The organism is Brumicola blandensis, from assembly GCF_031846165.1.
GTDB classification, from domain to species: domain Bacteria; phylum Pseudomonadota; class Gammaproteobacteria; order Enterobacterales; family Alteromonadaceae; genus Glaciecola; species Glaciecola blandensis.
This window is the reverse complement of record NZ_JAVRIE010000001.1, coordinates 673,537-695,606: the sequence shown is the minus strand read 5'-3', so window position 1 is coordinate 695,606 and position 22,070 is coordinate 673,537. Positions and strand designations below refer to the sequence as shown.

General features: G+C 41.4%; 22 protein-coding genes. 2 read left to right on the top strand and 20 right to left on the bottom strand.

Features of this window, described 5'->3' with window-relative positions; all coding sequences use genetic code 11:
- Positions 1 to 52 precede the first annotated feature (52 nt).
- The 10 genes from RM544_RS03060 to RM544_RS03015 all read right to left on the bottom strand — a co-directional run bounded on the left by RM544_RS03060 (position 53) and on the right by RM544_RS03015 (position 11,007).
- Positions 53 to 772 (bottom strand): hypothetical protein, encoded by a 720-nt coding sequence (locus RM544_RS03060; protein WP_311360297.1) that lies wholly within the window; start codon positions 770 to 772, stop codon positions 53 to 55.
- A 440-nt stretch (positions 773 to 1,212) separates the two neighbouring features.
- Positions 1,213 to 1,542, bottom strand: coding sequence for a hypothetical protein (locus RM544_RS03055; protein WP_311360296.1), 330 nt, complete (start codon positions 1,540 to 1,542; stop codon positions 1,213 to 1,215).
- A gap of 852 nt (positions 1,543 to 2,394) precedes the next feature.
- Positions 2,395 to 2,979 carry a methyltransferase family protein gene (locus RM544_RS03050; protein WP_311360295.1) on the bottom strand — a complete coding sequence of 195 codons (585 nt, stop codon included), beginning with the start codon at positions 2,977 to 2,979 and terminating at the stop codon, positions 2,395 to 2,397.
- A 137-nt stretch (positions 2,980 to 3,116) separates the two neighbouring features.
- A complete protein-coding gene (locus tag RM544_RS03045) occupies positions 3,117 to 6,224 on the bottom strand; it encodes an efflux RND transporter permease subunit (RefSeq protein WP_311360294.1) in 3,108 nt (1,035 codons plus the stop codon).
- 60 nt (positions 6,225 to 6,284) lie between these two features.
- On the bottom strand, positions 6,285 to 7,232 hold the full coding sequence (locus RM544_RS03040) for an efflux RND transporter periplasmic adaptor subunit (protein WP_311360293.1): 948 nt from the start codon (positions 7,230 to 7,232) through the stop codon (positions 6,285 to 6,287).
- A complete protein-coding gene (locus tag RM544_RS03035) occupies positions 7,225 to 8,652 on the bottom strand; it encodes a TolC family protein (RefSeq protein WP_311360292.1) in 1,428 nt (475 codons plus the stop codon). Before RM544_RS03035 ends, RM544_RS03040 begins: the two co-directional genes overlap by 8 nt.
- A 71-nt stretch (positions 8,653 to 8,723) precedes the next feature.
- Positions 8,724 to 9,101 carry a hypothetical protein gene (locus tag RM544_RS03030; RefSeq protein ID WP_311360291.1) on the bottom strand — a complete coding sequence of 126 codons (378 nt, stop codon included), beginning with the start codon at positions 9,099 to 9,101 and terminating at the stop codon, positions 8,724 to 8,726.
- Between the two features lie 19 nt (positions 9,102 to 9,120).
- Positions 9,121 to 10,032 carry a cation diffusion facilitator family transporter gene (locus tag RM544_RS03025; protein ID WP_214452430.1) on the bottom strand — a complete coding sequence of 304 codons (912 nt, stop codon included), beginning with the start codon at positions 10,030 to 10,032 and terminating at the stop codon, positions 9,121 to 9,123.
- Entirely contained in the window at positions 10,019 to 10,384 is a 366-nt protein-coding gene (locus tag RM544_RS03020) for a DUF3703 domain-containing protein (protein ID WP_311360290.1), read from the bottom strand. The genes RM544_RS03025 and RM544_RS03020 overlap by 14 nt, the downstream gene beginning before the upstream one ends.
- On the bottom strand, positions 10,381 to 11,007 hold the full coding sequence (locus tag RM544_RS03015) for a cation efflux transmembrane domain-containing protein (protein WP_311360289.1): 627 nt from the start codon (positions 11,005 to 11,007) through the stop codon (positions 10,381 to 10,383). Before RM544_RS03015 ends, RM544_RS03020 begins: the two co-directional genes overlap by 4 nt.
- 81 nt (positions 11,008 to 11,088) lie before the next feature.
- Here RM544_RS03015 and cadR point away from each other — a divergent pair, with 81 nt between their 5' ends.
- The gene (cadR, locus tag RM544_RS03010) at positions 11,089 to 11,514 is read left to right on the top strand and encodes a Cd(II)/Pb(II)-responsive transcriptional regulator (protein ID WP_214452433.1); all 426 of its coding nucleotides are present in this window, start codon (positions 11,089 to 11,091) and stop codon (positions 11,512 to 11,514) included.
- A 783-nt stretch (positions 11,515 to 12,297) separates the two neighbouring features.
- Here cadR and RM544_RS03005 read toward each other — a convergent pair.
- The 6 genes from RM544_RS03005 to RM544_RS02980 form a co-directional block, all read right to left on the bottom strand.
- On the bottom strand, positions 12,298 to 13,089 hold the full coding sequence (locus RM544_RS03005; RefSeq protein WP_311360288.1) for a cytochrome c3 family protein: 792 nt from the start codon (positions 13,087 to 13,089) through the stop codon (positions 12,298 to 12,300).
- A complete protein-coding gene (locus tag RM544_RS03000; protein WP_311360287.1) occupies positions 13,089 to 13,847 on the bottom strand; it encodes a hypothetical protein in 759 nt (252 codons plus the stop codon). Before RM544_RS03000 ends, RM544_RS03005 begins: the two co-directional genes overlap by 1 nt.
- Positions 13,848 to 15,806, bottom strand: a complete 1,959-nt coding sequence (locus tag RM544_RS02995) for a 2Fe-2S iron-sulfur cluster-binding protein (RefSeq protein WP_311360286.1) — start codon at positions 15,804 to 15,806, stop codon at positions 13,848 to 13,850.
- Positions 15,803 to 16,717 (bottom strand): hypothetical protein, encoded by a 915-nt coding sequence (locus tag RM544_RS02990; protein ID WP_214452435.1) that lies wholly within the window; start codon positions 16,715 to 16,717, stop codon positions 15,803 to 15,805. Before RM544_RS02990 ends, RM544_RS02995 begins: the two co-directional genes overlap by 4 nt.
- The gene (locus RM544_RS02985) at positions 16,686 to 17,042 is read right to left on the bottom strand and encodes a hypothetical protein (RefSeq protein WP_311360285.1); all 357 of its coding nucleotides are present in this window, start codon (positions 17,040 to 17,042) and stop codon (positions 16,686 to 16,688) included. Before RM544_RS02985 ends, RM544_RS02990 begins: the two co-directional genes overlap by 32 nt.
- Before the next feature lie 63 nt (positions 17,043 to 17,105).
- The gene (locus RM544_RS02980) at positions 17,106 to 17,543 is read right to left on the bottom strand and encodes a hypothetical protein (RefSeq protein ID WP_214452437.1); all 438 of its coding nucleotides are present in this window, start codon (positions 17,541 to 17,543) and stop codon (positions 17,106 to 17,108) included.
- 517 nt (positions 17,544 to 18,060) lie between these two features.
- On the opposite strand from RM544_RS02980, the gene RM544_RS02975 reads away from it, so the two are divergent.
- Positions 18,061 to 20,181 (top strand): SDR family NAD(P)-dependent oxidoreductase, encoded by a 2,121-nt coding sequence (locus tag RM544_RS02975; protein ID WP_311360284.1) that lies wholly within the window; start codon positions 18,061 to 18,063, stop codon positions 20,179 to 20,181.
- A gap of 86 nt (positions 20,182 to 20,267) precedes the next feature.
- Here the strand turns inward: RM544_RS02975 and RM544_RS02970 are convergent, their stop codons facing one another.
- From RM544_RS02970 to RM544_RS02955, 4 genes are all read right to left on the bottom strand, one after another.
- A complete protein-coding gene (locus RM544_RS02970; RefSeq protein WP_311360283.1) occupies positions 20,268 to 20,630 on the bottom strand; it encodes a cation transporter in 363 nt (120 codons plus the stop codon).
- A gap of 232 nt (positions 20,631 to 20,862) precedes the next feature.
- Positions 20,863 to 21,510, bottom strand: coding sequence for a methyltransferase family protein (locus RM544_RS02965; RefSeq protein ID WP_311360282.1), 648 nt, complete (start codon positions 21,508 to 21,510; stop codon positions 20,863 to 20,865).
- Between the two features lie 43 nt (positions 21,511 to 21,553).
- Positions 21,554 to 21,814, bottom strand: coding sequence for a DUF5676 family membrane protein (locus RM544_RS02960; protein WP_311360281.1), 261 nt, complete (start codon positions 21,812 to 21,814; stop codon positions 21,554 to 21,556).
- Positions 21,811 to 22,023: a YHS domain-containing protein gene (locus tag RM544_RS02955; protein WP_311360280.1), complete on the bottom strand. Its 213-nt coding sequence runs from the start codon at positions 22,021 to 22,023 to the stop codon at positions 21,811 to 21,813. The genes RM544_RS02960 and RM544_RS02955 overlap by 4 nt, the downstream gene beginning before the upstream one ends.
- Positions 22,024 to 22,070 lie beyond the last annotated feature (47 nt).

Here is a 22,070-nt window from a genome sequence, read left to right as displayed (position 1 = left end):
ATGTAAGTTTAAAAGTAATTTTTTTCATACTATCTATCCTTAATTTTTTATATTAATCCGTTTGTCTAACCAAAATATCAAACATCAACTCAGCAAAACGCTTAGATGCATCTTTACTGGCCAGTACTTTCATTGCCATATCGCTATGGATACCCATACTATCGATAACAGCTTTGTTAATAGCTTCAGGAAATGCTCCGAGTAATGCTTGCTGTTTTGTATTGTTGTTTACCTGTTCCATGGCATCTTCATTTTCTTCAACCTTGGACCGAATAGTATTCGCGTAGCTAAGTATGTCACCGTCGGTAAAATCATCGCCTGCAAATAAATCATTAAAGCGCTCTATGATCTCCCGTAAAAACTCGCTTTTCTTTTCGCGAGGTGTCGCCCCTGCCCCTTCTTTAACCGGGCTTACGTATGATTTTTCTTTCTCAGCGACTAATCGTAGGTCTTGTTCGCGGAGTTGATGCAATTTGTAATGAGTCATTACCACATCTTCTAGAGGGATTTCTTCATTTATAACCTCAATACGCAGTAATGGGTAAAGCTCTTTTGCATATAAGGTTAGTTTTTCAAGCTCCTCATCTTCAAAATTAACAATTTGAGAGCTGAACTCATAAAAACGGCAGAATCCCATTAAGTCTTTTCTAAAAACCTCTAAACGGTCTCTTTCTTTTTTTGTTTCAACAACGCTATTGTCGGCAACGTTTATCGCTTTTTCATTACCGCCGTCTTTAGCGCGTCTGAGTTCTTTCTGCGCATGCTGGTACACTTCATTTACTTCTTTTGCGTAGGGGCTGATTAATAATAATGAGTCATATGCTCTAAATTAGATATTGGTGAAAATGACCTATTAAGACCATGCATATCAATGTCTTATTTGTGGGAAATCGAAAGGAAAGAATACAAGCAGGACTGAACGGAGTTACTAGAATAATTCGACACAGCGGTAAACAGATTTTGATTACTAGCAGTAAACATTTGATACGCAACAGCTAACGATTACCAAGAGTAAGCCAATTGTGTTTACCGCCGTTAAAATGGAATAGCAATGTTGTTTGCAGTCCCGAACATGCTGATGATGAGATTTTAGTTGGACTATATTTGTTCTCTGGAAGCTATCTAGCATTGTCTGTTATTCGAATAACGGATTCGGAGATAAGCAGCATTAAACTGAAATCAGTACTACAGTGATGAGTTTGCGCCCTAGTATTATTCAAAGCTGCCTATGTTTTTAGACTTGATATATTCGATGACAGCGAAAGCTCCTTTGTCTTGGTTTTGGATGACTACCTCAGATGAGGTTAGATTTCCGAAGCCAATAAGTGGCTGTTCAGTATACCACTCCCATGCATCTTTGGGGGAGTCAAACCAAGTTTCTAACATCGCGAATAATGAGAGAATGGCGTCAAAACGTTCTTTTTCGAAACCTTTTTCATCGCCATTTATAGGTTGAGGTGACAAGCCTGTTGCCGCTCGAAAATGCGATTCACTGATCCCCAATTCAGAAATTAAAGCCTGTGTCTGATTGTGAATTGTCATTCCCATCGCGTGCCTTAGTTAAAGATACCTTCACAGTATTATAGTATGCAGCCTGATGGTTGTCGAAAACAACGCAGTCTGCTTTCAATGATATAAAACGGAAACACCGCACTATTTGGTGCCCTTTTGGAAACCAAAGCACCGCGAGTGCGAGTCTTTGGTTTCCAAAAAGTGAAAAGTGACCATAAAATATCAATAAAAAATGGTTATCTACCTTAAAAGGCTGAAGATGCATGAAATTATGTCGTTGAGAAGCGGAAAGGATCGCTTTTTAAAAGCAATCTACATCACTCTCGAAATAAATAATGAACCATTTCAGCTTGAAACGGTTCGTTTTCTAGTCTAAATAGTGACTTAAAACAAGGTTTGACCTGAAATGGTTCATTATCTAATGTGAAAATGTCTTAGAATATGGTCTTTGTGGTCCTCAGAATAACGGATTTACGTAACGTTGCTTAAATTTGTTGGAGATGCCATACTTATCGCAAGAAAACTAGATTTCGGAGTTTTTATGCCTAATAAAATAAATTATATAGACGATGATATCGCATCTTAAGCCAGATAAGCGCTAATTATCGGAATTGCAGAACCATATAAAAGCCAGCATATGCTGGCTTTTTTTATGTCTTGTTAGTCAAAGCGTCCATCTTGTCCATCGAGCTTAAATAAACCCTATTCTCGGTGGCGAACTCTAAAGTTGAGTAAATTTCCCTATCGCATTTAATAAAACCATTGAGGCCCTCACTGTCTGTTATGTGGCAGAAACCAGATATAGCTTATAAGTAGTCTTAAGCAAACTTTGCTTCTATAATTGATTTTCATATCAGGCAAGTTAATGCCCTTTGCCGAATTTTAAATTTTGGGTATATATCTGTTAGTTTCAGATACATATTTATCAAAAGTGTCGCCATGCACTTTTATTAGATATGGTTCTTCAATTTTTCTAACAATAAGTTCAATGCAAATCCAGCATATTAAGGCGCAAGCCCATAGAAGTAGATGTGGGAATGTGAGACATAACCCCACCCAAAATAAAAGAATGCCGAAGTAAATCGGATTTCGAGACCTTGCATAAATACCATGCGTAATGAGCGTCGTCGTTTCTTTCTGGTCGACACCAATTCGCCATGAATCGCCCATTTGAATTTGAGATAAGATCGTGACGAGTATTCCACAAGTCCCAACCGCAAGACCTAAAACCTGAAATGGCAGTGAAGCAATAAACAAAAGGGGTACTTTGCCTAAATAACCCATGACGATTACACCAAACGCTAGGCAAAATGTAATCACAAACAAAGTGCCGGGCAAAATCTCTATCATCGGAGCGCTCAGCGAGGCTGCTCTAATGCCAAAATCACCATTTCTTTTATATTGCACAAAACTTCTAACGATTACTGCAAGTAGTATAAAAGCACTTATCACAACCAGCGAAATCATGTCTATCCTTCTTCTCAATCCTAGAGATCTGATTGTAAAGTCTATACTTAATATAGGGTCAACACATATCGATAACCTTTAAGTGTAATAAGTGAAATTGGGGCATTAACTAACAACTGCTAATGCCCCAAATGTGGCTAATTCCTCCTGCTGTGCACAAGTCGATATAACACAGGCAATACTATCAATGTTAGCAAGGTAGAAGATATTATCCCGCCTATTACAACCGTCGCCAATGGACGCTGTACTTCTGCTCCCGTCCCTACATTCAGCGCCATCGGCACAAAACCAAGGCTTGCCACTAACGCCGTCATCAGTACTGGTCGTAAACGCGTTAATGCACCATCAACAATAGAATTAATTAACTCTCCTGTCTCTTCCAGCCTTTGACGAATAAACGACAACATAACCAAACCGTTAAGCACAGCAATGCCAGATAGCGCTATAAAGCCAACGCCTGCTGATATAGACAAGGGCATTTCTCTCACCCATAGCGCAAAAACGCCACCTGTTAATGCTAAAGGCACACCTGTAAAGATTATCAATGCATCTTTCACTGAGCCAAACGCAATAACTAGCAATGCAAGAATTAAGAAAAGAGTCGCTGGCACAACAAGGCTCAATCGTTGACTCGCGCTTTCAAGCTGCTCGAACGTGCCGCCATAATCGACCCAATAACCACTTGGTAATATGACATTTTTAGCTATTTGCATTTTTGCCTCAGTAACAAACGAGCCCAGGTCGCGCTCTCTTACATTGGCAGTCACCACAATACGGCGCTTAGCGTTTTCTCGGCTGATTTGACTGGGTATACTGGCATATTTAACCGTTGCAACCTCTGCTATCGGCACATAATTACCATCCCCTGTCATAATAGGTATGCTGCCTAGCGTATCAAGATTATTGCGAATATCCTCTGAGTAGCGCACAACTATCTCAAATCGCCTGTCGCCCTCGAATATCAAGCCTGCTTCTTTACCCCCAACCGATGCGCTTAACCATGTTTGCAGGTCAGTCACATCCAAATTATAACGCGCTAAAGCATAAGGTTTCGGATTCAAGGTAAAGATAGGAATTTCATCAACTTGCTCAACACGGGCATCCGCAGCGCCGGGTATATCTTGCAGTACAGCTAATATATCACCGGCCGAATCGCGCAGTTTGTTTAAATCATCACCATAAATCTTTATGCCTAAGTCAGCTCTAACGCCGCTAATTAGTTCGTTAAACCGCATTTGTATAGGTTGAGTAAACTCGTAATTATTGCCGGGCACGTTTTGAAGCTCACGCTCCATTTGCTCGACAAATTCGGCTTTGGATAAAGTAGTATCTGGCCATTGGTCGATAGGTTTCAACATCACAAACGTATCGGTAACATTAGGCGGCATCGCATCGGTGGCAACTTCTGCCGTGCCTGTTTTAGCAAATACAGTGCTCACTTGTGGGTATTGCATAATGACGTCTTCAAGCCTTTTTTGCATATCCACGGCTTGCTCAATGCCAGTGCCGGGCACTCGCATTGCGTGCAAGGCAATATCACCCTCATCAAGTTGAGGAATAAATTCAGAACCAAGTCGCATGCTTAGCCAAACGCTCACAACAACCAATAATGTCGCTGAGCCTATTACCAACCAACGTAGCTTCAGCGCCCATAACAGAACAGGACGATACACCGATTTCGCCCCCACTATGATTGGACTCTCTTTTTCACTGACTTTACCCGACATAAACATCGCAACGGCTGCTGGCACAATAGTGATTGAGAACACCATCGCGGCAAGTAATGCCAAGATGACGGTGGCCGCCATTGGGTGGAACATCTTCCCCTCTACTCCGGTTAAACTGAAAATGGGGATATACACGATTGTAATAATCATCACGCCAAACAGACTCGGCCGTATCACTTCATTGGTGGCTTCATACACAACTTCGAGTCTTTCTTTGATGGGCAACACTGAGCCAGTTCGCCTTTGCGCTTCACTTAATCGCCTGATACAGTTTTCAACAATAATGACTGCACCATCCACAATTAACCCGAAGTCCAGTGCACCTAAGCTCATTAAGTTTGCGCTTACGCCTGTTTGCACCATCCCCGTTATCGTGGCGAGCATCGCGAGCGGTATCACAGCGGCGGTAATAATGGCTGCTCTTATGTTGCCAAGCAGCAGAAACAACACCACAATCACCAGCAATGCGCCTTCAACAAGGTTTTTGCGAACGGTGTTGATGGCTTTATCAACCAGTGCGGTCCTATCGTAAACAGTTTCTATTACTACACCTTCGGGCAAGCTAGCTTGGATTTCATCCACTTTGTCAGCCACTGCCAAGGCCACAGCACGACTATTCTCACCAATGAGCATCATGGCAGTGCCTAAGACGGTTTCCTTACCCTCTCGTGTCGCGGCCCCCGTTCGAAGCTCCTTGCCAATAGCGACGTCGGCAATATCGTTCACGGTCACTGGAGACTGGTTAGTGAGTGTCACCACGACATTACCAATATCTTCAATTGTGGCCAGTTGCGCTTGAGAGCGCACCAGTATTTGTTGACCGTTGCGTTCAACATATCCCGCACCTTGATTGGCATTATTGCGCTCCAATGCCCGCAGCAGATCGTCAGTGCTCACACCATAGTTAAGCATACGTTGAGGATCAGGATTCACATGATATTGCTTGGTAAAGCCGCCAATGGCGTTAACTTCGGTGATACCTTTTAGTAAAGCGAGTTGTGGCTTTACCACCCAGTCATGCAACTCTCTTAAAGCCATCGCATCAAAGTCTCTGCCATCGGATGTCAATGTGCCCGGCTTAGCGCTGAGTGTGTACATGTAGATTTCACCCAAACCGGTGGCAATCGGTCCCATTTCTGGCTCGATACCCTCCGGTAGCTGATTTTTAATAATGCCTATCCGCTCATTAATGAGGTTTCTGGCAAAATACAGGTCGGTGCCTTCTTCAAATACGGCGGTCACTTGAGACAAGCCATAACGAGATAGCGAACGGGTATAATCCAAGTTTGGTAAACCCGCTAGAGCGTTTTCTACCAAAAAGGTGATGCGTTGTTCAGTTTCAAGTGGCGAATAACCAGTTGCTTGTGTATTAATTTGTACTTGGACATTGGTGATGTCGGGTACGGCGTCAATAGGCAGCTTTTGATAACTAAATAAGCCAAAACCAATGACTAAAAAACTCAGCATCAAAAATATACCGCGCCTGTCTATTGCGGTGCGAATAATGGAAGCTAGCATGTTAAGCCTCCTTTAAAGCCTTGCAGTTGCAAACATGTATATTCGAGTTGTATTGAGGCATTAATGATCATGACCGGCCTCCGATTTTTCCAAATCTGCTTTGATCAGGTAACTGTTGGTAACCACAACAAGCTCACCTAATTCAATGCCGCTGATGACTTCAATAAAGCGACCATCCGTCACACCAAGCTGCACGGGGCGTGGTTTATATTCATTATCATAACTAACAAATACCACTTGCTTGTCTTCATACTCTTGCACGGCAGTAACAGGCACCATATGACTTACGGCCTTAGTGGTGGTGGTTACCTGCGCCTTTACCAAGGTGCCTAATGGCCAATAACCACTGCTATTATCCACAGTGACGTTAGCAAGCGAATGCGGGCTACCATCGGCCGAAGGTGTCAGGTAAGCAATTTCAGATAGCTGTTCAAAGTTTGCATGCCTTAATTCAACAGCTTGTCCTACCTTTATTTTGGAGAGGTGCTGTGAGAACACGGTTAACTGTGCCCACACATTCTTGTAATTGGCTAATGAAAAAAGTACTTGTCCGTTTGATAACTCACCGTTATTGGCATGCCGCGCTATTACGTTGCCTTCAAAGGGAGAAACAATCGAGTAGCTTTTTAAGCTCTCATTTGATTCTACGACCGCTAAAACATCTCCTTTTTTAACTGTGTCGCCAATATTGACTTTGACATCTTTGATCACACCGTCAAAACGTGCTCTGATATGACTCAATGAACCCGGATCTGCACTTATTCGCCCATAGAGTGTGGTCGAAAGTGAAATGTCGCCAGCGATGACATTTGCGGTGGTAATCCCATTTTGCAAAGCCGTCTCATCACTCATGGTAACGACTTCACCAGCGTGTTTATCGTCCTCATGAGAATCACCGCCTGCGTGTTTGTCTCCCGCGATTACCGTCCCATGTATCATCATTAGCGTGACGCTTAAGACGAGTACTTTTAATATTGTGAATGTTTTTAATTGAGTAAATTTATTCATGATCGTTACTTCTTATCGAAATGTTTGATGGCGGCTGCATAGTGATGTTGTGCTCTAGCTTTTTGGAAGCATTGCTCTTTGCAGTATCCGTTTTTGCAGTGCCGCTTTGTGGAGCCTTAAGTGCAAGACCGGTAAGCGTTTCAATTTCTGTTTTGCTTAGGTGCACTTGAGACGCCGCCTCGATTAATGTCAGGCGCGTATTTAAGAATTCTTGTCGAGTAGATACCCATTCCAAATAGCTAAATCTGCCATCTAAATAAGCGCTTTCGACTAAATCCAAGGCTTCTGCAAGAGGCGGTATGACGGTTTGTTGAATAGCGTCAACTTCTAATAATGCGCGGGTGTGCTCACCTAAGGCCTGATTAACTGAATGCAATAGACTGCGCACATTGCTCTGTTTTTGAACCTCTATTGCATCAAGGCGAGCTTTTTGCGCCTCGTATTCACCTAGGTTTCGTTTTTGTTGAAACAATGGCACGCTGATCCCAGCTATTAAAGCCGTTTCATCAATACCTTGTATTCGTCGAACACCCGCTGACCACTCAATGTCAGCTCGATTGTTGGCTTGCACTAACCTAAGCTGCGCTGCTTGAACACGGTTTTGTTTTGCGAACAACTCTATATGCGGACTGCTTTGGATAGCGGTCGAAAGCGTCTCGAATGAGCCAATGTCTTGAAACGCAAAAAGTTGACCTTCCACTCGCTTAAAAGTGGGCGTTTGTTCGCCCCACATGATGGCAAGACTGCGCAATGCAAATTGAAGACCTTCTTGAGCTAATTTAACATCGAGTTTTGCTTGGGCTAGCGCTGCTTGGGCGCGTTTTTGCTCTAGCAATGGTGACGCGCCTGCATCAACCCGCTTAGCAACTGCGTTATAAGTATAGAGTGCAAGTGTCTGTGCGTCGTTTTGCACGTCTAAGGTGGCCTGCAATACGAGTGCTTCGATGTAACGACGATTCAGCTCGCCGAGGACATCTAATGTGCGTATTTTCTTTTCCACCTCTTGTTGTACCTTACGCTCAGAAAGTACATTCAACCTTGCGCTAGGCTTGTCGTTGAGCTGTAGTACAGATGACAAAGTTAAACTGACTTCAAGCTCCTTAATGCCCGACACCTCGCCGGTTCCCATAAAGTTCTCTAGTTCAACCCCAGCGTTCAGTGCGGGTTTAAGCGCGGCGGTTTTTGATTCACCGTCAATTGCTCGCTGTCTAAATTCAAACTCATATAAACTTGGATTATTGGCAAGTGTAAGTCTTACCGTATCTTCAAGGCTCAGCGTTTCTCGCATAGGCGCTTGAACACCATCATCTATATAGCGATTAGTTTGTACCGCTTGAGCGGTAAGTGGGCTCAACGTTAAGCCCAATGCGCAAGCAAACGTAATGGCGCGTGCATGCACAAAAATATGAAACATTTTCATTAGAGTATCCTAATAATTTATCAATATTCAGCGTCGCGAGCTTTTCTAGCGCGACACTATCGAAAGCGATATTAGGATGGTGTTTTAGGTGGGCGTAGTAATCGGTTGATGGGTGCGTCGATAATCGCATCCAAATAATTAAAATTGTGAATAGATACCACAGCTTGTAGATTGTTGATGTTGTGCTGACCTAACCACTGTGCGTGCGTACCGTGGCAGTGGCCACAATGATGGCAATCGGCAGGGTTGTGGTGGTCTGCTTTTGCTGACTCACCAAGCGCTTTAGTTGGCATGTCGTTTGACGCTTGATTGTGCTCTGAATGCTGGTGTTCATGTTGCAAATGTTGAGTATCGATGGCATGAAAATCTAGGGAATTCGCCACAGCAGAAAACGACTGAAAGAGTATCAGCGAGATCATGATGTAACTTAGACGTTTTAAATTTTTCATGAGTACTAGTCTACCAAGCCTATTTCACTTCGTCACGACATTGTTCATCGGCAAATTCTATTTCGACTGTAGTGTGTTCAAAGTCGTACTTTGCTAATGATGTTTGTACGCTATGCTTCAATGTCTGGATGTGCTCAATGTTCACCTCACCCTGTAAAACAAGATGGACTGTCATTACATTTCGCTCGCCGTCTAAAGACCAAATATGAAAATGATGGAGGTCACTTACCTTATCGTTTGCAAGCAAATCGTTTCGGATTTTTGACATTTGCTCCTCATCTGGCGTTGCCTGTAAAAATAGCATCAGGGTTTCTTTTAGGTTACGAAACACATTGAAGAGGATGAACAAAGTAAAGCCAATGGACAGGATGGGATCTAAAATCGCCCATGGCTTAAACATTAAGACGATCGATACAATAAACACTGCCACCCAACCGAGCACATCTTCTAGCAAGTGCCAATTAAGCACTCGTTCGTTTAATGACGTTCCTTCACTTAGTTTATAAGCGGCAAAACCGTTTACTGCCATACCAAAAATCGATAAGGCTAACATCCCTTCAACTTGCGGCATTTCAGGCTCTGCCAAACGAGGTATCGCTTCAAACAATATCCAAATCGAGCCTACCGACAGCACTAAACCGTTAATTAATGCGCCCAATAAAGAAAAGCGTTTGTAGCCATATGAAAACGTTTGATTAGCATCTTTGTCGCTAAGCTTGTTCAATCCCCACGCTGTGCCAATTGACAAACTATCGCCGAGGTCATGTACCGCGTCTGCCATGATAGCGGTGCTATTGGTTAGCCAACCACCGATAAACTCGATGATGGTGAACACCACATTTAAAAAGAACGCCCAGCCAATGCGCCTTGATGCATCCTTTGAATTTCCATCTGAGTGTAAATGGTTATGTGAGTGGTTATGACTGTGCATGTTTAATCTTATCCAAGATTGCTTTATTTGCAGGCGAGACTGGCATGGGCTTGAATGGGCTGACATTTGCACCACCCGTGTTACCCTCTGGTAATAAGCCTATCGCTGTTTTCGTCAAGGCACCTATCATTCTAAATATTTGCCCAAATACTTCTTTCATGTCCCTGTGTTTTAATCCAAATTTCAGCATCTCATAGTGCACTCGGGTATGATGAAAGGTAGAGTGCTGTCCAATCACATGTGCATCTTCAAGGGCTTTAAAACCTGCTACATCATCTTTATTTGTAAATGCTTGTTGCGCATCTCTTAATTTTTCTTTTACATAAGGTTTTGCTGCTTGCGTGAAATTCATAATGCTTCTCCGATAGATTGACGGTTATTGCGAAGCTCTTGTTTGGCGTCTTTTAATATTGAAATTGCACCGCGTAAAACAATGATAGACACAATAAGGCCAATCACTAAATCGGGCCATCGAGTGTCAAATAGATAAACCGTCACGCCAGCTAATATTACGCCCATGTTGGCAATGACGTCGTTTGCCGAGAAAATCCAACTTGCTCGCATATGTACTTCGCCACTCTTCTGTTTTCTAATGATTAATAAACATATGACGTTGGCGATTAGGGCAACAAAACCCATCCCCATCATTAACAATGACTCTGGATCACTTCCTAATATCGAACGACGAGCAATATCAAATAAAATAATGAGGCCAAGTATTAATTGAAAATAGCCACTTATTTTTGCGGCGTTTGCTTTGAGAATAATGGTTTTGCCCACTGCATAAATACCAATACCATACACGACCGCATCCGCTAGCATATCCAATGAATCTGCGATAAGTGCGGTAGAGTCAGCTAACAGACCTACGCTCATCTCAACAACGAACATGACTGCATTGATACCTAACAACCAATACAACACCTTTTTTTGTGTTTGGTCTTTAATTTCAACTTCGCATCCACAACCGCTCATAAAAACACTCGCTTTACTGATTTATAGCTCAAGTGTAAACTCTATACTTGGTATAGAGTCAAGCCCACTAGGTAAAGAAAAATGAAAATAGGACAGTTAGCAGATAAAACAGGCCTCAGTATTCAAACAATTCGCTTTTATGAACGAAAAGCCTTGCTAAGTGCGCCGGAGCGCACGCAGTCTAATTATAGAAGTTATTCAGAAGAAGCACTAAAGCAGTTGCTGTTTATTAAACAATGCCGTGCGCTTGATATGACGATTGAAGAAATTAGTTTAGTACTAGAAACACGAGCTAACCCAGAGAGCAGTTGCGAAAGTGTCAATGCTACGATTGACAAACACATTGATGATATCGAACAACGGGTAATGGAGTTAAACGCACTGCGACAATCTCTCATTTCTATTCGCTCAACATGTGCTGATAATAAAAAAGTAAAGGAATGCGGCGTTTTACACCAACTAGATAGCATTGCTGAAACCCGAACAACACCTAAAAATATCATATGATAATATATGATCCAGGTGTTCGGTCCAAAAATGTTTACCATTTGGTCACTATTTTATGTGGTTAGATTTCATCTTGGTAAAATCGTCAGTCTTTCTCAGGTTAGATTGCAACTATCGTGTTCTTGAGTATTGACTGAAAAAAACAACATCAGGATGGCGGCTACGATGAAATCTATTTGTGCCCTTTCGCTGTTGATAGACTGCAGTTTTTTGTTCTAATACATTTCCGTCTTCAGTCACAATCTAAATAAGTATTTGTCAGTTGACTTCTACTATACTCTGTGACCAAGGTTCAAATGACGTGTTAACGATAGCGTCTTTTGGACAGCTATTGCTTAGGACAAAATCGAGACATATATTTAAATATAGTGCCTTCAGAACTTATGAATTAGATTGCAAACACCCGAAACACAAACGGACAATACTTGCCGCTTAGTTCTTTTTTTGCGACGAAAGTGACTGGAAAGCTTCGTCTAGACTTTCAGCAAATTTTTCTTTGTTACAACATTTCGACTCTTGCCGTTCTGAAGCATCGTTTACGGTCTTACTTGGTTGGTTCAAGATATTGAGATTTGACGAGGTGTCTAAGTTTACCATTGTGCATTTCCTTAATTGTTTATATCGAAGTTGATAGTTTTAAAAATCAAGTTGTATATGTTTTACAGCAAAAACTAAGCCAAAATGATCAATAATAATCTTGTTAAGCGACGCTTTTGCGAGCATGTAGAATTACCTTTAATTTTCTGCATTGTGATATAAACAACGGCCGAGCTCAAAGATGCACTAATGATGCTTATACCACCCAGCACGTTTAATATCATTCCAAGACGTCGATTGATGACAAGCGTAACATGCCTCTACTTTTGCTTTAGGCTCGCCGGCTACTTTTGCTGAAATCATTTTAAAATGTTGCATGTAATGGCTCGGCGGTGCTTCATGGCATTGGTTGCAATCACGTGACTGACTAGAAGGATGCGTATATTTAGGTAATGACCATGTATTTGTGCTATGACATTGCACACAGTCGTTTCCAAACAAACCAAAATGTTTATCGTCATTGCTGTGACATTGTGAACAATTGAGTAAAGCCTCTTTGTTGGTTACTTCAGGGTGAATAAAGAGCGGTTCAGGTCTTTGTTTATTCGTGAGCAAATAAGTAACAAGTGCAATGGTTGTGGCGTCCTCGTCAAAAGGCATATCAAGATTTGGAAGCATGTCAAAGCCAATATCAACCAACGCACCATGATCCATCTTAGAAATATTGGCATTGAGACCTTCATGCTCAATATGGCAACTGGTGCACTCCTGTATATCAGCATGGAAGGCAGTTGGTTGACGCGCAACAATATGCGTATCGTTTGCATGACAAGCAACACATTTATCTCTCCCTACCCCTTTAATTGGGGTATGACAACTTAAACAATCGTTATCAATAAAGGCATGAGATTGACTAAGTGAGCCAGGGCTTATTGCCTGCTCCCAATCTAATTTGGATAAATCTTCAGGCTCGTGCCAAAAATGACTCAGGCCAAACGCTAAGACTATGATTGCTAATACACCGATAAACCATTTCATTATAGCCACCTAAGCCCAAAATAAACCTCACTTGCTATATGTATAAACAGAACACAATATAGCGTCATTGAAATAAAGATGTGAATCTTCAACCAGCGAGAAAACCAAGTTTTTGCTGTGTTATGGATCATAATGCTATATTCGATGTCTGAGATGGCATCCACTATCTTCAGCAACTCTTTTTCTTTTAGCAATGATTTATCTTGGCTAGTGCCGAGCAAGCTTAGACTAAAGGACGGAAGGATATTTGAAGTGCGTTTAGTAAACGCTTCATACTGAGCATCACTAACGCCATCTCTCAAGTCGTTTTTTGAGTCATTTAATGCGTGTTGAAACTCGTTTAATTGACGCTTTTTCTCTTTCATTTTAGTTGATATTAAACCAAGTACATATCGGCCTACAAAACCGCTCAGAACCACTACCATCATAAACAACACAAGTATTATACCAACGGGACTAGCAAATCTGTGCGCGCTATGTATCAACGCCAATATTGGTCCTAGCACACCCGCGTAAATATGGATTTTGAGCAGAGTTGCCATAGGAATGAATTTTGTGATGCTCTTTTTTAGGGACTTTGTTCGCTTTATGAACATATATACAAGTGGGATCAGCATCAATATGCTGGCTAGTGCTCCGACAACAAAACCGCTTAGACTACCCGGAAACTGTGAAGAGCGATGCCACAAAAAGCCTAGCCAAAATAAAATCATGAGTGCGACTAAGCTACCGACTAAATTTCGCTCATGTGTATTCATTTAAGCTTCTACCTCAACATCTGACGTTGGGATAGCCTGACATGCTAGTATATATCCTTCTTTTTTATCTTGCGGCTCTAACCCGTCATCAACGTCCATTTCTACGGCTCCTTTGGTGAGCTTTACTTTGCAGCTTCCACATGAGCCGGCACGGCAAGAGTTATCAATATCAATATCGAGTGAATCAGCAACATCTAAGATTGTTTCATCTGCATTAACCGGAGCTTGTTTACCAGAAAGACTAAAGGTGATTTGCTTTTCACTCACTTTTTCTAGCACAGGCTGAGTAACGTTAGGTTTATTAAGACTTTTAGGAGTTGCAGGCCCAAAAGCCTCCGTTTTTATTTGGCTCTCAGGCACGCCCAAACCAGAAAGGATCCCCTTCATGGCCTCCATCATGGCTGGCGGTCCGCAGATATGGGCAGTTTTTGCTTCAATTTCAGGCACAAAATCTTGAATTAATCCAGAGGTCAAACGCCCCTGTGGACCCATCCATGATGTCCCCTTTGCCTGCGTCATACTCACAAGTACTTTCAAATTTGAATAACGAGCCTGTAAATACCTTAACTCCTGTTCAAAAATAAAGTCCTTCGTAGTACGTGTGCAAAACAGAAAATATATATCACCGTCCCAACAAGTCGTGGTTAAATATCTTACTGCGCTCATCATAGGGGTGATCCCGACACCGCCTGATATGAGCATGACACTGTTTTCGCCTTTCCCATTAAAAAAGAATTTTCCACCTGGCGCTTTGACCTTAAGCGAATCCCCCACTTTTACATTGTCATGCAAAAAACGAGATACCACACCATGCTCTTCACGTTTTATGGTGACTTCAAAATAATGTGTTTGTGTGGGTGATGAAGCTATTGTATAAGAACGTTTAACTAACTTATCGACGCCATCAATTTGCAGCGAAAAAGTGACAAATTGACCCGGCTCGTAACTGAAAGGAATGAGGTCATTGTTCGGATGAGCAAAGCGAAATGTTTTAACATCATGGGTTTCAATGAATATCGCTGTGACTTTCATCTCACCGCTAAACACTTTTCGTCGCATCCCTGAGTCAGCAGAATTTACAGGTATTGAGGCTGATAAGTCACTGTTTACACCATTATTAGTTGGGACGGGTGTCGCTGTTTCTACATCAACTATTGGCGTATCAGTATTTGTGGGTAAGCCAGTGTTGTTTTTTTGACTTGTGCCTGAAGCCTTAGTATTGTTTTCATCATTTTTGAGTTGCGCGAGCAACGCTGATGCTCTGCGCATTTTAAATCCATACACGTATATCATGGCAACGGCAAAGAGTAATAAAATCACCATAATAGAAGTGTGAAAGGGCGTCATCCCCCAAATAATGGTCTGATTGTTTTCAGGTATGCTGGGCAGTATATCCATCTGAGTTTTGAACCACGTTAAGGCTACGCGTCTTGGCTCCTGTCCATCTAGCAGCGCACGTTTAGTCGCAAGACCACTATCAAAATGGGCAATTCCCTCTTTTACTGTTTCAAGCGCGATTTGCATTTGGGCATAATCTTCTGCCTGTGAGGCCTCTGCCAACCACATAAACCCATTAGAAAGTTGTTCGTTGCCTAATCGCATTCGCTCAGTCGCTTTACTCAAGAGAAATGTCGTTTGCTCAGGCGTCGCTGACTGCATTCTCATTAAAGAGGGATAGAGATCTTTGGGTTTGGGCGCTCCCATTTTCTCCATCATTTTATCCATTCCTTTGCCCATACCAGGACCCATCATACTGGAGGTGTCTATAGCTGGCTGAATGCTTGAAACCTCATTAGTTGGTTTTTCATCTTTGCTTGGATGATGTCCGGCATGTTCATCGTTCTCAGTTTGTTGAAATGCCATTGGCTGAGAAGAAAAACCTATTACCGTCAAGGTAAACATGACTAAAAATACAAACCGACATTTCAGAGTAAATAAAGGCAATAACGAAAGTCTCATTGCGAAAGCCCTTGTTGTTTGTGCCAAAGGGCTTCAATTTGAGATAGTTGCGTCGGTGTTAAAACTGCAACAGCCTCACCGACCAACACGATAAATTGGATACGAAGCTCACTGTTTATAATTTCAATTTCAGAGATTGTAGTTTTAATATCACTGAAATTCGGTAATCCTTTGGAGGTAAGTGTCCATAAGCTTGACTCTAAACTACTTCGCTTTTCAGTATGGCTTACTTGAAAGGTTTGCCATTTGTCCTGAATATTTACTAATAGATTTAGTTGGTCATCTGATAGAAACAGAGCGCTTTTGAAGTTCATAAAAAACGAGTCTTCTCCAAGATGATACAAATGTAATGCGTCGCTTTTGCCAGGCAACGTAATTAAGGCATTTTTATCCGTTACCACTGGTGGTAGTTTTTTAGGCATACCCATCATTGAGCTATTTTTCATCTTCATTTTGCACATCATTCCCATGCAAGGCTGATTAGATTTAGACATCATCGTCATGCTATTTTTTCCCATGCCCATTACTGGTTTATTTGTATTACTAGGTTCACCAGAAGTTGAAGATGGCTGACTGTATGCCTCCCTACTTGTGTTTTTTTGTGTTGTAGGCGCGAGAGAATTGTCTAATGCTCGTAAGGCTTCTTGAATATCCGCAAAGTCGTCACTGGTTGACTTAGGATCAGTTTGTTCTATTTGTTTATGCAATGCTTGCTCAGGTTTTCCAGCTTCTTCCATTGACTCAGTAACTTGAGTGGCAGCCGAGCAAGATGCGGCAAAGGAGGCACTAAATGCAATTGTCGCGAGGTTAGCACCCCACTTATATTTCTTAGAGTTTATTCTAAGCTGAGCGTGTGACAGCCAAAGAATGATGTGAGGATTAAAAATCACGATCAAATTCAACCATGTCATAACGAACAATTTCACCATCTAACACAGTTGCTTCAGCAAAATGTTGATTCTTAGATTTTCCCAGTCTTATTTTTCCAATATATTCCCGGGAATATGCACTTTCACCTTCCGCTATCGCGGCCGGATCATACACTGTTCGAAACACGTTAAAGACTTGATGCTTTTTCAATCCATCTGTATCAGACACACAAATAACTGCTTGTCGGTCGGAAACAGAGACTACTTGGCCGCTCATTACATAGTCATGGTAAACCTGATTAGTACAACCACTACCTAAGCCTATTGCTAAGACAGCAATTGCAAAGAACTTTATAAATCTATTCATAGTATCATCCAACGATGAGGTGTTTTTGGATAGGCGCGTTGCACCTATCATGCTATAAAACAACTAATTCTTTTTATGTTGATGCTTTGGTTTACTTTTTTCCGCTGCGTGCCCCATCATCTGCTCCATCATGTCCTCCATTATGGACATGCGCTTTTCCATCATCGCCATTTTATCCTCAGCCGACATATCATCATGTTTATGTTTCATGCCTTTCATGTTGTTCATACCCTTGCTGTCATCCGATTTCATCATGCCCATCATGCCTTCCATTTTCTTAGCATGCTCATGCAACATTGCTTCTCGCTTGCTAGGATCTATTTCTCTTTTAACCGCGGCTAACATTGCTCGCATGTCTTCCATATGACTTTGCATTTTTTTCATCATTTGGTCTTTCATCATCGGCATTTCATGCTTGTCCGCGTTTTGGTGTGCATAGACAGCAGAAATAGGTGTAATGACTAAAACGCTGGCGAATAATAATGAAGTTATTGTTTTCATGATTTTATTTCCTTTAGTGATACTCAATTGAGCAGATTATGTTTAAAAATGAATTTTGCTTATACTGAATCTGTATTTTTTTTGACGGCGCTACGTTATTGAGGCGACAAAAACACTACCAATGCTGCGATTTCTTCATCGGTTATGGGCATTTTCGGCATCGCTGACGCAGAGTTATTAAATTGAGGCTCTTTAACTTTACGCTCAAAAAATGTTAGTGAAAAATATAAAACACAAAATAGTAAATTCGCCTTCACATCAAAACACTAATTTCATTTTGCTTTTACATAGCGGTCATCTTATTTATTGCGCATTAAATATAGTTGATTTAGATCAAGCATTCACAACGATTAGATTACAGTTCGATTACATTTTCGTAATTAAACCAGTTACTTATTTCAATCAACATTAAGTTTACTTATGCTTTTTACCCTAAATCTAGCAAATATCTTTTTTTCTTTGACGAAGAAATGAGCTGATATATTTCGTGTAGAAAATAGGTAGTCAGGGCAAAATAATGAAAAAAATCGCAGTGATCACTGGTGCAGGGTCTGGAATTGGTTTGGCGTTAACTAATGAATTGCTATTTGAATACTCACAATTATTGGTCATCGCATTTTGCAGAAACAAAGACAATCTACTACCCCTTAAAAACAGGTATAAAGACAGGTTGCTCATTAGACAAGTCGACTTTAATCACAATGCAGCATTTGCTTCTGTTAAGCGTTTTCTTGAAAACTATCAGCAAGTCGATTATTTGGTGCATTGCGCTGGATTAGTTTCACCCATTGTTAAACTATCTTCATTAAATTTAGATGATTGGCGAAAAAATCATAAGGTCAACCTTGAAATGCCCTTGCTAATTACTCAATTGTGTATTATTAAATTTAATCGTAGCCGAGTACTTTTTTTAACAAGCGACCACCCTATCACTCCAGTGACTGGGGCATCCGCATATTGCATTAGTAAAGCTGGCATCAATACGCTAACAGACTGCTTCCGACAAGAAGTCACTGCAAATATCGCAGTATTTACAAGCGTTGCTCCTGGAAACGTAGATACTCCCATGCAGGCTGAAATACGCCAAGCATCAAGTGATGTGTTACCTTTATCGGACGTTTTGCGCGAAATGCACGGTGAAAATAAGCTTCTCACAACTGCACTCGTGGCTAAATATTTAAAAGAACTGTTAATGTCCGTCAGCCGAACATCATTTGGAACAAGATCATGGAATTTGTTGAAAGACATCAATGAACCATATCATTTCACTCACATAAGTGAAACTAGAGAGCCTATAGTGCAAACTGACAGCGCACTTTTGTTACAACGAAAAATGAGTGGCGAAGTCAGTACCTTCGGCAGTGTGCAATATGAAAAACGCAGGCAAGTTTTCAATAAGGCTGTTTCTAAATACCCAATTATGATTGTTACACCGAAGTCAGTACATGACATTATAGAAGTGATCAAATTTGCTAATAAAGTTTCTTTGCCTATATCAATAAAGGGTGGCGGACACGGAATAAAAGGAGCCGCTATAGTCGATGGTGGCGTCGTTCTTGACATGGCAAACTTCCAAGATATATCACTCAGCGCCGATGGGCGGCATGTGAGTGTTGGTGCGGGTGTTAAGAATAAACATTTAGACCACTTTTTATCTCGCATAAACAAAGTAGTACCGTTAGGTACTTGCCCTGATGTAGGTGTCATTGGTGCAACACTAGGCGGCGGAATTGGCTTCCTCTCGCGCAAGCACGGACTAAGTTGCGACAATGTCACACGATTCGATATCATCATGGCTGATGGAAAGTTATTAAAAGTGACGCCTCATAAACATCCTGATCTTTATTGGGCACTGCGTGGCTGTGGCGGCGGTCAATTTGGTGTCGTTGTCAGTATAGAATTTGCACTGCACCCTGCTCCTGAGTTTGTTGAGGGAGGAACCATAGCGTGGCCAATTAGTGAGGCGAAAAATATCTTAAAAGCCTATAGTCATGCAGTTTTAGAGGGACCAAAGTCACAGTTTTTATATGCCTATATTGCCCATTCTGTGCCTCACAAAGCTAATATTTCTATTATGGGGTTTAGTGAATCGAGGTCACATGGTTTAAAGACAGTATCTTCATGGCGGGAAGGTGCGACAGTATCAATTGACCGGAAACAGTATATCGAATGTCAATCAAACAACTACGAAAGTGGTTTGGGTTTATATTGGCAACATGGAATTATTCAGGGTGAATTAACGGATAAGTTTATTGACATACTATTAGCGTGTTATAAGGAATGCCCTGATGATTCTGGTGGTATAATGCTAGATCCTCTTTGCGGTGCGATACAAGACAAAGGTACTAATGAAACAGCATTTATTCACAGAAATGCGTCCTTCATCTGCAGCATTACCGGACTTACTAAGCAAAATCAAGGTAAGGAACTTGTAGCTGCCTGGGTACAAGATACCTACAAGCGACTCACCCCCTTCTTTAATGGTTACGCGTACCAAAACTATGATATGGGGGAAGAGTCTGCCGTAATCGAATATTTTGGTCAGCACACCGAAAAATTGATAGCAATGAAGAAACGCTATGACCCGAATCTTCGTTTTGTTGGATCACTTCAAGCACATATATCCCCAGTACTTTGAAAAGCTAACAGCACCACTACCTCTTTTTTTCAATAATGCGAAAGGCCTCTGAACGTTCAAAAATCGATAAACGAACAAGTTTATCTTTACTTCCGACTCCCTGGCGGCAGTTTGTGACAACTCCAAGGTTTGTGTTTTGCATTGTCTCGGATATTTTCATCCACAAATTGGTAGTACCCTTCTTTAAAGTTTGACCACCAATCATGCGATATATCTGCGCCATGGGTTTTAATAATATTTTCAATCCCATCGAGCTCGCAATGAGTAGCATCGTAGCCAACGTGTAGTGTCTGCTTTTTCGATTCGAAACTGACTGCGTCAACACCAAACGTCGCATCGATGTCACTAATGATGGCTACTATTTTAGAATCATCAGTATTCGTTAACTTTAAGTGACGAAGCACTAAGTTAACTTCGCTTACGCCTACTCTGTGTTCTAAATCACTCATAATTTAAACCTCCTAAGGTATTTTTATGCTAAAAATATTACTGTAAGACTAAATTCATTAGTTTGTGCCAGCCTGACTGCTTTTAAATAAGCTAATAGCACAAATAAATATACATCATGGTAGCGTCCACTGTAGATGGCTAAGCATTAAGTTCACTTCTACCACCCTACTCTTTGCTCTAAGTCATCCAAAAAATATTTTCTTCTTTATTGAGGCTACCTAAAAAAAACGGCTACATTTGGGCTTGCTTAAAAAAAGACTTCCATTGCACTATGCGCGGAATAAACATTGGCACTTGTGCTTTGTAGGCCAAATATTCCTCCTCAAATTCAGCAATCACTTTTTTCTCTTCACGTAATGACAAACGATAATAAATAAAGATAATCACTGGAAAAAGACCCACAGAAAATACAGTAGGCCAATGCACAATCCCCTCGCCAAATAGCGCAATAAACAAACCGGTGTATTGAGGATGCCTCGCTAATGCATATAAGCCATCTGTCACTAATCTATTCTCTTGTCGCGCTTTATATACTTGTCGCCAACCCTGAAAAAAAAGTCCTACACCCAAGAATAATAAAATGTATCCTAATACCATTGCTATCATCATGCCCGTCTCTCCTATCCCCAAAAGAGACGACCATAAATTTGCATTAAGCTCGGTTCTATCGAGGCCTCCAAAGCGTGCCAATAGATATATTGTCAAAGGAAAGCCATACATTTCCGCATACAAGGCGATAATAAACGCTTGCACAACTCCCGCACCAGCCCACTCGTGCCACGATGTAGGAGCCATATATTTATAAAGATACCAAGACGCCACTACTATCATAATAAGCGCTAGGATCCATACACCTGAGTGTGCTACCGGTTCGTTCATAAACTCATCTCTATATAGTAAACAACCAAGTCACGAAAAGCCGCTATTTCGCTTTGCTTCCAAAAAAATTATAAAGTGGCACCCACATTAGCGCGATAAACCAGCCATACATATAGCTTTCAAGGAGTCCCAAGAAAAAACTCTGCCAACTTATCCATTCAAACCCCGGTAATAACTTTAACCACACTTCGTACATAGCGTGCTCTGGAAAAATAAGGTCGAATACAACACATAGTGTGAAACTGATACTTATGAATAAGCTAGTTGCGTGCCCAAATGCGCTTAATGATAGTTTGTGGGTCATTTTAGCGCTCCAGTGGCGTCCGTTTTCGTCACGTATTTAACTGGGTCTACATCAAACTTATCTAGACATTCTTTTGAACAAAAGCGATATAACTCACCGTCGTGCAGTTTCCCGTAACCTTCATCTACTTCCACTACCTTGTTACACACAGGATCAATGATGGCTTTAGGTTGTTCAGATGTTTGTTCTTTGTGGTGGCCGTGGGCCACATGTGCGCCGCAACCATATCTCATCATGAGATAAAAAAGCCCCGCGA

Bases quoted from the DNA above. Each gene is read 5' to 3' on its own strand.
- RM544_RS02990 (WP_214452435.1), bottom strand. From the start codon at position 16,717: ATGACATGGTTGAATTTGATCGTGATTTTTAATCCTCACATCATTCTT.
- cadR (WP_214452433.1), top strand. From the start codon at position 11,089: ATGAAAATAGGACAGTTAGCAGATAAAACAGGCCTCAGTATTCAAACA.
- RM544_RS03035 (WP_311360292.1), bottom strand. From the start codon at position 8,652: ATGAAAATGTTTCATATTTTTGTGCATGCACGCGCCATTACGTTTGCT.
- RM544_RS02960 (WP_311360281.1), bottom strand. From the start codon at position 21,814: ATGACCCACAAACTATCATTAAGCGCATTTGGGCACGCAACTAGCTTA.
- RM544_RS02965 (WP_311360282.1), bottom strand. From the start codon at position 21,510: ATGAACGAACCGGTAGCACACTCAGGTGTATGGATCCTAGCGCTTATT.
- RM544_RS03005 (WP_311360288.1), bottom strand. From the start codon at position 13,089: ATGAAATGGTTTATCGGTGTATTAGCAATCATAGTCTTAGCGTTTGGC.
- RM544_RS03055 (WP_311360296.1), bottom strand. From the start codon at position 1,542: ATGACAATTCACAATCAGACACAGGCTTTAATTTCTGAATTGGGGATC.
- RM544_RS02980 (WP_214452437.1), bottom strand. From the start codon at position 17,543: ATGAAAACAATAACTTCATTATTATTCGCCAGCGTTTTAGTCATTACA.
- RM544_RS02995 (WP_311360286.1), bottom strand. From the start codon at position 15,806: ATGAGACTTTCGTTATTGCCTTTATTTACTCTGAAATGTCGGTTTGTA.
- RM544_RS02970 (WP_311360283.1), bottom strand. From the start codon at position 20,630: ATGAGTGATTTAGAACACAGAGTAGGCGTAAGCGAAGTTAACTTAGTG.
- RM544_RS03020 (WP_311360290.1), bottom strand. From the start codon at position 10,384: ATGAATTTCACGCAAGCAGCAAAACCTTATGTAAAAGAAAAATTAAGA.
- RM544_RS02985 (WP_311360285.1), bottom strand. From the start codon at position 17,042: ATGAATAGATTTATAAAGTTCTTTGCAATTGCTGTCTTAGCAATAGGC.
- RM544_RS02975 (WP_311360284.1), top strand. From the start codon at position 18,061: ATGAAAAAAATCGCAGTGATCACTGGTGCAGGGTCTGGAATTGGTTTG.
- RM544_RS03045 (WP_311360294.1), bottom strand. From the start codon at position 6,224: ATGCTAGCTTCCATTATTCGCACCGCAATAGACAGGCGCGGTATATTT.
- RM544_RS03040 (WP_311360293.1), bottom strand. From the start codon at position 7,232: ATGAATAAATTTACTCAATTAAAAACATTCACAATATTAAAAGTACTC.
- RM544_RS03025 (WP_214452430.1), bottom strand. From the start codon at position 10,032: ATGCACAGTCATAACCACTCACATAACCATTTACACTCAGATGGAAAT.
- RM544_RS03050 (WP_311360295.1), bottom strand. From the start codon at position 2,979: ATGATTTCGCTGGTTGTGATAAGTGCTTTTATACTACTTGCAGTAATC.
- RM544_RS03030 (WP_311360291.1), bottom strand. From the start codon at position 9,101: ATGAAAAATTTAAAACGTCTAAGTTACATCATGATCTCGCTGATACTC.
- RM544_RS03000 (WP_311360287.1), bottom strand. From the start codon at position 13,847: ATGAATACACATGAGCGAAATTTAGTCGGTAGCTTAGTCGCACTCATG.
- RM544_RS03015 (WP_311360289.1), bottom strand. From the start codon at position 11,007: ATGAGCGGTTGTGGATGCGAAGTTGAAATTAAAGACCAAACACAAAAA.